The organism is Neptunomonas sp., from assembly GCF_016744175.1.
Lineage (GTDB): Bacteria > Pseudomonadota > Gammaproteobacteria > Pseudomonadales > Balneatricaceae > Neptunomonas.
The window spans coordinates 23,837-33,997 of sequence record NZ_JADGEV010000045.1 but is presented as its reverse complement, the minus strand read 5'-3'; the positions used below and the strand labels follow the sequence as shown (position 1 = coordinate 33,997).

The window sequence follows — 10,161 nt, the reverse complement described above, 5'->3', positions numbered from 1 at the left end:
ACATACGGTGAGTTCTTGCTCTTGTTCATTTGCCATTTGCATAAAACGACAGGCTGCGGATAGTCCAGCTGGCCCAGCGCCTACGATGACAACATCAAATTCCATCGACTCACGTTCTGACATCTTCAGGTTCTCCTCAGAACTGTTCTATATTCAGTGCCATCATAGATGCACTTCCGGCTCTCATTGTTAGCAGGTGCATTGTCACACGCGGCAAAAAGTGTTCACAATAAAAACGTGCGCTCGTCTGCTTACTTTCCAAAAACAATTGATCTGCATCTGTATCATTGCCTAGTGCCTGTGCTTTTCCAGCACTACGCAACATTAGCCAAGCGCCACAAAGGTACCCAAGCGACATCATCAAGTTCACCCCTATCGCGGGGGCCTCTTCTTTATGAGAGAGCAGCCAGTCTACCCCATCTCGTACTGACTGTTCAGCTTCAATGGCAATATTAAGTACATGACGAAATGTTTCATCAAGTTCTAACGATGTTAGCTCATTGCTAATCTCATCCAACAGCGCAAATAGCGACTGCCCGTTATTTGCCAACGTTTTACGGCCAACAAGATCCAACCCCTGAATACCTGTAGTACCCTCATAGATAGGCAGTATACGAGCATCTCTGAAATACTGTGCAGCTCCAGTTTCCTCAATAAAACCCATACCTCCATGAACCTGAACTCCCAAAGATGTTAACTCCTGAGCAAGCTCCGTTATCCAGCCCTTTACAATGGGTGTATATAAATCTGATCGCGCTTGGCACAGAGCCACATCTTTATCCAACCCGGTCGCTTTTAATATGTTGAGGTTATCTGCTTCTGATGCTGCCACATAGGTAAGTGCTCGCATTGCTTGCGTACCTGATTTCATTAACATCAACATACGACGTACATCAGGATGATTGATAATCGCAAGGCGACTGCCGTCACGTAGTGTTCCTTGTAGACGTTCTTTTGCATAGGCCAGTGCATGCTGATAAGCCCGCTCTGATACAGCTAACCCCTGCAGGCCAACGCCTTGTCGTGCATCATTCATCATAGTAAACATGCAAGCTAACCCGGTATGCGGTTCACCTATCAGATACCCAACCGCACCATCGTTATCACCAAAGCTCATCGCGCATGTCGGGCTAGCATGGATACCTAACTTATGCTCCAAAGAAACGGCCTTCACATCGTTACGCCGATCTAATGAACCATCGTCATTGACTAAAAATTTTGGGACAACGAACAAAGAAATACCACGTACGCCAGTAGGGGCATCAGGTAACCTCGCTAACACCAAGTGCACCACATTATCGGTCATTTGATGGTCACCCCAAGTGATAAAGATCTTTTGCCCGAAAATTCGGTAGTGATCTGCTTCAGGCACTGCTTTTGCTTTAATTGCCGCCAAATCAGACCCCGCATCAGGCTCGGTCAAATTCATAGTAGCTGTCCACTCGCCACTTATCATTTTACCAAGATAAGCCTGTTTAAGCGTGTCACTTGCATGCTCACTGAGCGCTTCAACGGCCCCCTGCGTCAACAAGGGACATAAGGAAAAAGCCATATTTGATGACTGCCAAATTTCCATCACAGCAGTAGACAAAGTATTAGGCAGCCCTTGCCCACCATACTCAGGGGCTCCTGCTAATGATGGCCAGCCATTATCAACAAACTGTTGATAAGCTGCTTTAAAGCCAGCTGTTTCTTGCACGCCATGTTCCGCCATTTGAGCACCGGCCTGATCCCCTACTTGATTTAGTGGAGCTAATACTTCGCTGCCTAAACGAGCGGCTTCCTCAAGAATGGCATCATTTAAACCCGAAGTTAATTCAGCCTGCCCCAATCGATCACATATTAGGGGAAAATCGACAATGTGATCCAATACAAACTGGGCATCTTGTCGGGGAAAATGATATTCGCTCATAATGATAACTCCTGCTCCCTGTTTTAATTTAACAAGGTTGTTATTGTTCTTTTAGAATGCAGAAATAATCACTTAGATAAGGAAAAGCGGCAATGACAATTACCGCCTATTACTTTGACAAAATTGATCATGATAAGAATGTGTATCTTAAAAAAACCTACAAGAGCACACTATAAACAGATATTATTTCTTATCAAATTGATGACAATAAACTTCACTCCTACGATATTCACCCGGCGTCATTTGAGTCCATTTTTTAAAAGAGCGAAAGAAAGCCGATGGCTCATCAAACCCCATTAAACTTGCCACATCATTAATAGATAGTTGAGGTGAGTTCATATAGTTTATGGCGCCCTCTTTACGGCAATCGTCCTTAATTTTTTGATAGGAGGTTCCCTCTTCCAGTAAGCGCCTACGCAATGTAGAAACAGACATATGCAATACATGGGCAACCTCATCAGCACTGGGCAGATCACGACTAAAATCTTTCCCAATAATTGCCATTACTTGGGATTTTAAGCTTTTATCATCATCCACCATTACATGCAGTTGAAACGGTGCCGTTTTTAAAAACCCCTTTAAAGTATCCTCTGTTTGCACAATGGGATAGTCCAAAAAACGAGCGGGAAAAACTAATGCATTATCATGTTGATTAAACCTAATCTCCGATCGAAACAATGTTCGATAATAATCTGCATCTTCTGGTTCAGGGAAAGTAAAATAGGCGGCCTTTATTTCCAAGCGCGTTCCAATCAACCAACTAGTGAAGTGTTGCCAAACCGACAATGAGGTACGAATGCTATGCGGAGGCTCGTTTTCGAGTAATGCATGAAACTCAGCGTTATCCAACTCTTGTGTTGGTGCAAATGAAATTTTTGCATATCGCCCCCGGCGCAAAAGAACAGGTTTAATACTGGATCCACGACAGATTTCATAAAAATCACTGCACCGCCACATGACGCGCTCTAACGTTTTACAATGCAAAATTGCATGGCACATCATTCGAAACGTACCGTTTGGCACTTTACCACCACTAATCATGCCAAAAGATTCGTCTTGGGTGATCCAAATAATACGCTGGTACAGCTGCCAAAATTTGTGTGCTGGGAACTCAGTCTGATTTTCAATTTCATCAGGGCTAATACCAACATGTTCGAGTAAGCTATTCACTTGATAGCCCTGAGATTCAGCATGACCAAGCAAGTGCTTCACGTACCCATTTGGCACCGTTATTTTGCGCTCCATGATAGCCCCCTGAAAAATATGTCTCTTATTGTTATCGTTTTTGTCACTATTTTTAGATTTTAGAAGCACTACAAGTTTAAGTCATGCCTTCTTTTGTCAGTTAATCTGGCGTGAAATGTTATTGTCGTTACGAGTAACAGTGTAGATGATTCTTATACAAGCAGCACTTGCGAAAGTGTCGCTTAAGTTCAACAAGTTAAAAGATATAAAAAAATACTATATCAAATTACTTAGTACTCGCATTTATAAGAAATGTATCCATACTAATATATAAGATTTAGCATATGTAAGCCGCTGCTAAAAAAATAACAATGCAAGGTGAACGAAATGGCAATAAATATCACCAGAGTGGCAACAAGCCCTCTGCTGCACTCACGTATATTAAATAGAAAAATACTTCCCACTTTATTAGCAGCCACTCTTGCAGGACAGGCTTACGGTGTTGAATTCCAGCTAGGCGAAGTAGAGGGACGTTTTGATTCCCAACTATCGGTTGGTGCTAGTTGGCGATTGAATGACCCCGATACAGATTTAATTGCAGAGCCTAATGGCGGCACTGGTTTAGGTTCTGGAAGCTTTGATGACGGTACTCAAAACTTTAAAAAAGGAGAAACTTTCTCCAAGATATTTAAAGGCTCTCACGAACTATCATTAAGTTACAAAAATATTGGCGCATTTGTACGGGGTAAATACTGGTCCGATTTCGAACTAAAAAATGGTAGCCGTTTACACGGGCATACCGAAAATGGTTATACCGCAAATGACTCTCTTAACGATGATAGCTTTAATGACTTTGCAAAATTTTCCGGTGCAGAGATTTTAGATGCTTATGTCTATGGATACTTTGATTTAGGCGAGATGCCACTAGATGTACGTCTAGGCAGACAAGTGGTTAACTGGGGTGAGAGCACTTTCATACAAGGCGGTATTAATGTCGTCAATCCATTTGATGTCAGTGCATTCCGTCGTCCAGGCTCTGAGATAAAAGAAGGTTTATTACCTGTTAATATGGCGTTTGCATCTCTCGGTGTAACTGATAATTTAAGCCTAGAAGCTTTCTATCAAATTAGTTGGGAGCCTACAGTTGAAGATGGCTGCGGCACCTACTTTTCTGCAAATGACTTTGCCGCCGAAGGCTGTAAAGGTATTCGTGTAGATGCGGGCTCATTTAATGCCGTTCCTGATGGCACGTATTTTAATGTAGTGCCTTCTACCTCACCCTGGAACCTAACGGGCACAAACCCAGTCGTAGAGCGTAATGAAAACGGAATTCGAGAAGCCAGAGATTCTGGCCAGTTTGGATTAGCTGCTCGCTACTTAGCAGAAAGTTTAAATGATACAGAATTCGGCTTTTATTTTGCTAAATATCATAGCCGCTTACCAATCGTTAGCGGTATAAAAACAAATACCAACATGGCCGGATTAGGCGCAGCTTTGACGCCTGGTGTCACTGCTCAAGTAACTCAACAATTTCAAGCGGCAGGCCAAGATTTAACAAACCCGGCAGTACAAGCATCACTAGCGGCAACAGTTTCTTCAACCGTCACCCAAATAGTTCAAGGGACCGCGCCGTTCAACAGTCAGTATTTCACGGAATACCCTGAAGATATAAAAATGCTCGGCGTTAGCTGGAATACCAATATAGGGGAACTCGCTTGGTCAGGAGAAGTCAGTCATAAACGTGATGTGCCCATTCAATTGAATGGCCCTATGTTAGTTGCCTCAATGCTGACGCTTGGAACTGCGGCAGGGAACCCTGCTAATGGAACCGTTGTTCCTATCGGCACTGCCGGTTTAGGTGAAGATATCCATGGCTACAACACATTCTCTGTGACTCAAGCTCAAACAACCTTAATAAAAACTATTAATAATATAATGGGAGCTAGCCGTTTAGCACTTATTGGTGAGCTAGGCTGGACACACATTCACGATTTCGACGAAGGCGCTGCCGCTCTTAAATATGGTCGCAGTGGAGTATTTGGATTTTCATCAAGTGATACTGATGGTTTCGTGACAGAAGACTCATTTGGATATGTTGCTCGTGCATCTCTCAGTTACCCAAATGCTTTTTCAGGTGTAAGCCTAACACCGCAAGTGAGCTTTAAACACGGCATCAGTGGTTATGGCCCACAACCCGGAGCAGCCTTTAATGAAGGTCAAAAATCCTTAAATCTGAGCTTACAAGCTGATTATCTAGAAAGCTACAGAGCACAGATTTCTTACACTAATTTCTTTGGTGGGGATTTCAACGAGCTAGCAGACCGTGACTTTATTTCATTAAGCACCTCAGTCTCATTTTAATTTATCAGCGTGGAATATGGAGTAACCAAATGATATCGCATCCAAAAACACTGCTGATAACATCAGCACTGGCACTTTCGATCAGCAGCATTACTCACGCGGCGGTTTCTGCACAAGAAGCTACTCGCCTCGGAAAAGATTTAACACCTATAGGCGCAGAAGCAGCAGGCAATACATCTGGCTCAATACCCGCTTGGACTGGTGGTTTAAGCGGCTCAGGGGATCGCTACAACAACCCTTATGCGAACGAAAAACCGCTGTTTTCCATAACAGCAGACAACGCAAGCCAATACAAAGAAGCACTATCACCAGGGCAGCTAGCTATGCTGGCAAAATACCCTGACACATTTAAAATGAATGTATACCCAACTCACCGTTCTGCAGCTTTACCACAAAAGCTATATGACAGCATTGCACAAAATGCCACAAGTGCAGAGTTAACTGAAAATGGAAATGGTATTTCAGGCGTCACTGAAGCGATCCCCTTCCCCATTCCTAGTAGTGGTTTAGAAGTTATCTGGAACCATATGACGCGCTTTCGGGGAGGCTCTTTAGAACGCACCTTTGTACAAGTCCCCGTACAAGCAAATGGTAATTTCACAGCGGTTAAAATCAATGAAAAAATGGCTTGGCCTACTTATCTTACTGAACCTTACAACCCCAAAAGTGATAACAACATACTCTTTTACTTCGTCCAAAAAGTAGAAGCTCCTGCTCGTCTAACCGGCAACGTACTATTGGTTCATGAAACAATGAACCAAATTACACAGCCACGTAAAGCATGGAGTTATAATGCAGGACAACGACGTGTACGGCGAGCGCCACAAATTGCTTACGATGCACCCGGTACCGCTACTGATGGCCAACGAACTACTGACAACCTAGATATGTTTAATGGGGCTCCTGACCGTTACAATTGGGATTTAGTGGGCAAGCAGGAGCTATACATTCCGTATAACAGCTTCACACTGGCCGACAGGGGTTTGAAATATAAACAGATCTTACAGGCTGGACACCTCAACCCAGACCTAACACGCTACGAATTGCACCGTGTTTGGAAAGTTGAAGCCACATTAAAAGAAGGTGCTCGTCATGTTTACGCAAAACGAACCTTTTATATTGATGAGGATACATGGCAAGCAGCCATTGTCGACCACTATGATGGCCGCGGTGAGCTTTGGCGTGTAGGTGAAGAGCATGAATTTCAATACAGAGATGCTGACGTACCTTGGACTGTAGCTGAGATGTTGTATGACCTGCAATCAGGACGCTACCTTGCTGGAAGCTTGACCAATGAAGAAGGAATTGGTTTTGATTTCACAAAGCGCTTCAGACACAAAGACTTTACTCCTCAAGCTATACGCAGGCTCGGTAAGTAAATCACAAAAAAGCCCTAATTTAATTAGGGCTTTTTTATATCTAATAATCTGTTCAGTACTTTATTGAAATCAACGTATCTCTTTTACTGAAGAGAACTCATAAATATATTTCTAACCTACCTTCTCTACATGCTTTTTATGTAATGAGAAGCCGTCTACATGATGCAGCTCCAACGGCTTAGCATAATAGTACCCCTGAATTTCATCACACCCTCTAGACTCAAGAAATGCAACTTGCTCTGCAGACTCCGCACCTTCTGCAATAACTTTAATACCCAAGGCGTGGGACATGGCAATGACTGTTTGAACAATGGTCTGATCATCAGGATCTATGCCAATATCCTGCACAAAACCTCGATCTATTTTCACATAATCAATCGGCATTCTTTTCAAGTAACTCAGTGAAGAGTAGCCCGTTCCAAAGTCATCAATTGCGATGGTTGCACCTAACGCTCGCACGGCGGTTAATTGTTCAAAGGTAATATCAAAAGAATCTATCAATGCAGTTTCTGTCACTTCGATGGTAATCGACTGCACATCGAGATCACCAACTTGATGCATGCTTCGCAGCGTACTTAACCAACTCTCACCCTTAAACTGCTTAGCTGAAATATTGATTGCGATATTAGCATTCTTTAGCACTTCTGAATGCTGCCGATCTCTCGCTACGGCTTTAATGACCCAGTCAGTGATTTTCTCTATCTCTACAGACTCCTCTGCTACCGGAATAAATTCTGCGGGAGAAACAACACCTAACAGCTGACTATTCCAACGCAAAAGAGCCTCATAGCCTGTAATAATACCTTTATGCGGATCTACTTTAGGTTGATAAACAAGCCTGTACTCTGAGTTTTCAATCGCTGATCGCAAGGACTGTTTAATTTTAATTAATCGTTGGTTTTTTTCGTTTATGCTAAAGTCAAAAAACGAAAAACGCCCTCGCCCCAACTCTTTAGCGTGATACATCGCTGCATCAGCATGCTTTAAGAGAAGCTCGACATCTTTCCCATCCCTTGGGAAAATAGCAATACCTATACTGCAACTGATAATAATTTCTTGATCATCGATATAATAAGGAGAGCTCAATTCACTAATGATTTGACTTGCTAAAACAGCTAGGCCAGCATCGGTAACATGACCTGTAACCAACACTGTAAACTCATCTCCACCAAGCCGACTAACCACATCAACAACGCGCGTGCTACGTAGCAACCGGTCAGCGACAGACACCAACAACCTGTCACCAAAGCCATGCCCTAGAGAATCATTAACTTCTTTAAAGAAATCGAGATCAATAAAAAGAACGCCAAATGAGATCCCATCTCTCTTAGCTTGTTCAGATATTTTATTTAAGTTATTTTTAAAAGACTCCCTGTTATGCAAACCCGTTAATGCATCTCGAAATGCCAAACGAAGAAGACTCTCACTACTCTCTTTTTCTTTAGAGATATCTTGTGAAATACCAATATATCCTGTTATTTCATTTTCACGATTAACAATTGAATTAATTGAAACCCTTTCAAAATACTCCTCCCCACTCCTCCTTTGGCTTACCAACTCACCTGCCCAATAGCCATTATCAAATAGGGATTTCCTCATTTTTCGAGATTCAATATTACTGGCTTCACCTGCATCATAAAAACGCAAATCTTTACCAAAAGCTTCCTCTTTGCTAAAGCCAGTAATTCTTTCAAAAGATTGATTTACATCGATAATCATTCTTTTACTATCCATAACGACAATGGATTCTCTGGTGTTTTCAAAAATACTTTTTGAGATATTGAGAACACTTTCAGCTTGCTCTTGCTCTGAAAGATCTGTCGCAATGGTGCAAATAGCATACGCACAATTGGTTGTATCAAATAAAGGAAATTTCACCATGAAAAAGTGTTGAACTTCATCATTTACTGTAAAATTCACACGCTTACTTATGGCTTTTTCAGTTTCAAGCACCGTAGCATCGTAACGTGTAAACTCATCAGCCTCTTCACGTGATAAAACATCATATACTGTTCGGCCACTTGCGATGTCTATTTGGGAAAAGGCCTTCCTAAAGCGTTGGTTAGCCATCAAGTACTTTCCATCGATACCCTTGATATAAACCATTGAGGGTATATTTCGTAGGATACTATCGAGCTCCATATGCCTACTAACTAGCTCTTTATGGTTTTCCTCAATCCTCCCCGCCATAAAGTCTATTGCATTGGCAATCTCGGCAAGTTCATCATTGCCCACAAAAGCCAGCCGTGTATGTAACTCTCCCTCAGCAATTCTCTTTGCGGCACTAATAATTGTCGCTAATCTGCGGTTAATAGATTTTTGGAAACTGAGCCAAAAAAACACACCAATTAACCCGAGAAGAAATAAGGCCTGCCAAAAAAAATCATCAATTTTATCAAGTATTGAAGACTGCCTCACTCCCATATCTACTTCTAAAACTAACACCCCCCACTGGGAACCTATTTTATCTTCACCACCAATGCTAATAGGCACAACACCATAAAGCATATTATCTTCATCAATGCCGCTATACACAGTGAGCGTTTTTTTAGACCAGTTATCATTTATTACGTCAGCATCAATGCCCAAATTTAATTCATTAAACGTATTTCCCACATAAGCTTGCTGTGATGCTGCCACCACATTTAATTGAGCATCTAGCAAAAGCAGGTATTTAATCTCCTCATGTAGCGTATTAACCAACATCTCACGCGTGATACCACTCAGATCATTTCTCTTGAGCATATACTCAATACTGACTTGCAACCGGCTAGCCGTCGCCGCTATGTCCTTATAAGCAGTATCTTGTAATACCGTCTTAAATTGAGGCCCTAATATGAAGTGATTAAATGACACTAGCGCGATTGATAATGACACTATAAAAAACAAAATTGTATTGCGAAGTGTGAACGAAAGAGAGGACATCATTGCCTACCAACAAACTGGCTATTATTATATTTCATACAGTTAATCGACTTTTCTAAGGGTCCATGAATTAACATTATTTCTTCAAATCCAAGCATAGCACTGTGAATTAAAACACTCTCAAGCGCCAATAAACGCCTGCTATTATCTATATCCAGACACAAAAAATCCATTAAAGCCATGCCTAATTGATGTGAATAAATATCTATATGAGGCTCTTGGTTTAATAACACCTCTTCTTTTTACAACGTTCTCTCACAAAAAACGGATTCAAAACATAATCCATGAGCTAAAGAGGTGCCCACATACATGATCCTCTGATAATAACACGTGCAAAAAAGAGCAATTCTCATTTCTCTTCTAGGGATGCGCTCATAACTCACCTGCTCTAAATATAGT

5 protein-coding genes are annotated in these 10,161 nt (G+C 41.9%); 2 read left to right on the top strand and 3 right to left on the bottom strand.

The window, feature by feature from the left end; all coding sequences use genetic code 11:
- Window positions 1–136 precede the first annotated feature (136 nt).
- Together QZZ55_RS16435 and QZZ55_RS16430 are read right to left on the bottom strand one after the other, a co-directional pair.
- Window positions 137–1,912 carry an acyl-CoA dehydrogenase gene (locus tag QZZ55_RS16435; RefSeq protein ID WP_293268511.1) on the bottom strand — a complete coding sequence of 592 codons (1,776 nt, stop codon included), beginning with the start codon at window positions 1,910–1,912 and terminating at the stop codon, window positions 137–139.
- Between the two features lie 183 nt (window positions 1,913–2,095).
- Window positions 2,096–3,157 (bottom strand): AraC family transcriptional regulator, encoded by a 1,062-nt coding sequence (locus tag QZZ55_RS16430; RefSeq protein WP_293268510.1) that lies wholly within the window; start codon window positions 3,155–3,157, stop codon window positions 2,096–2,098.
- Between the two features lie 327 nt (window positions 3,158–3,484).
- Here QZZ55_RS16430 and QZZ55_RS16425 point away from each other — a divergent pair, with 327 nt between their 5' ends.
- Window positions 3,485–5,458, top strand: coding sequence for a DUF1302 domain-containing protein (locus QZZ55_RS16425; protein WP_293268509.1), 1,974 nt, complete (start codon window positions 3,485–3,487; stop codon window positions 5,456–5,458).
- 29 nt (window positions 5,459–5,487) lie between these two features.
- A complete protein-coding gene (locus QZZ55_RS16420) occupies window positions 5,488–6,837 on the top strand; it encodes a DUF1329 domain-containing protein (protein ID WP_293268508.1) in 1,350 nt (449 codons plus the stop codon).
- Window positions 6,838–6,948: 111 nt separating this feature from the next.
- Here QZZ55_RS16420 and QZZ55_RS16415 read toward each other — a convergent pair whose 3' ends face one another.
- Window positions 6,949–9,714 (bottom strand): EAL domain-containing protein, encoded by a 2,766-nt coding sequence (locus tag QZZ55_RS16415; RefSeq protein ID WP_293268507.1) that lies wholly within the window; start codon window positions 9,712–9,714, stop codon window positions 6,949–6,951.
- Between the last annotated feature and the right edge of the window lie 447 nt (window positions 9,715–10,161).

Bases quoted from the DNA above. Each gene is read 5' to 3' on its own strand.
- QZZ55_RS16435 (WP_293268511.1), bottom strand. From the start codon at position 1,912: ATGAGCGAATATCATTTTCCCCGACAAGATGCCCAGTTTGTATTGGAT.
- QZZ55_RS16430 (WP_293268510.1), bottom strand. From the start codon at position 3,157: ATGGAGCGCAAAATAACGGTGCCAAATGGGTACGTGAAGCACTTGCTT.
- QZZ55_RS16425 (WP_293268509.1), top strand. From the start codon at position 3,485: ATGGCAATAAATATCACCAGAGTGGCAACAAGCCCTCTGCTGCACTCA.
- QZZ55_RS16420 (WP_293268508.1), top strand. From the start codon at position 5,488: ATGATATCGCATCCAAAAACACTGCTGATAACATCAGCACTGGCACTT.